The sequence below is a fragment of the Burkholderia reimsis genome, assembly GCF_003294055.1.
In the GTDB taxonomy this organism is placed as follows: Bacteria; Pseudomonadota; Gammaproteobacteria; order Burkholderiales; family Burkholderiaceae; genus Burkholderia; species Burkholderia cepacia.
Window position 1 is genome coordinate 1 of sequence record NZ_QMFZ01000118.1, and the last position, 1,031, is coordinate 1,031.

The 1,031-nt window shown below is 58.2% G+C and carries 1 protein-coding gene and 1 pseudogene; both read right to left on the bottom strand.

Features of this window, described 5'->3' with window-relative positions; all coding sequences use genetic code 11:
• Positions 1-604 (bottom strand): CsgG/HfaB family protein (locus DPV79_RS41480; protein WP_113048178.1); only part of this gene is annotated, 604 nt, incomplete at its 3' end.
• Between the two features lie 227 nt (positions 605-831).
• Positions 832-1,031 (bottom strand): annotated as a pseudogene (locus DPV79_RS41485) (hypothetical protein); the annotation flags it as partial.

Consider the following 1,031-nt stretch of genomic DNA (forward strand, 5'->3'; position numbering starts at 1 on the left):
GCACCTTGCCGTTCAGCGTGGAGTCATAGCTCGCGGTGCCGCCGAAGCCGATGATCTCGCGGTTCGACAGGCTGTACTCGCCGGCGCCCTGGCTTGATGCGATGACTTCCGACGTCGTCGTATCGACAATGTTCAGGTTGACCTTCGCATATGCAACCTGCGTCTTGCCCTGGCCGAGGATGCCGAACAGCTGCTGATCGCCGACGTCCTTGCGCCCAAACTCGGTCACATCGCCCGTCACGACGTAGTTCGCGCCCTTCACGGCCTGCGCCTTCTTCATGAAGCCGGCCTCCTGCTTGATCTCGTCCAGGTTCTCGCGATCAAGCACGTTGAAGCGGTGACTTTGCTGCAGGCGTGTAACGAGGATCGTCTTTGCTTGTCCACCGAGTCGGTCGATCCCGTCCGAGAAAATGCCGCGCATATAGCTCGAGCGGTTGTCGAACTTGCCAACCGCAATCGCAACTGGCTTGCCGGCATATGGCTTCTGCGCGGCGCTGACAACCGGCACATCGAGCGTACGCGACGACTCGGTCGCGCAACCGGTCAGGCCGATCGCAACCGCAGTAGCGATCACCAATACGTGACAGTTATTGGAAACTTTCAATTAAATCTCCTCGTTAAGGAAAAAGTGCGACGATTTTGGGAGAGACGCACATGAGGTCTACTGAAGCCGTGCTGCCGACTCGTTCAACGCCACGTCAGGAGCCGCTGCACGCGGATGCTCTCTAACGCGAGAAACGCAACGATTTGAGGAAACATACGCGGCGGCCGAAGCCAGCGTGCACGTTTTTTTCGCCGGAATTCAGGCTTAACCCTACCTGCAAAATGTCGTTACTTCTTCAGGCGCACGACATAGACACCGGAGTTTTGTGCGCTCGTGCTCAAACTGTAGTTCGGCGGGTTTACATACGACGCCCCCTGGACCAGCGGCTTATAGACCGTCTCGCCTGCCGAGCTGTCCGCGAGCTCGATCACCGGTGGGTTCGGACTGGGCGTAACATTGGTCGTGAAATTCAGCGTGAGCGTTGCCG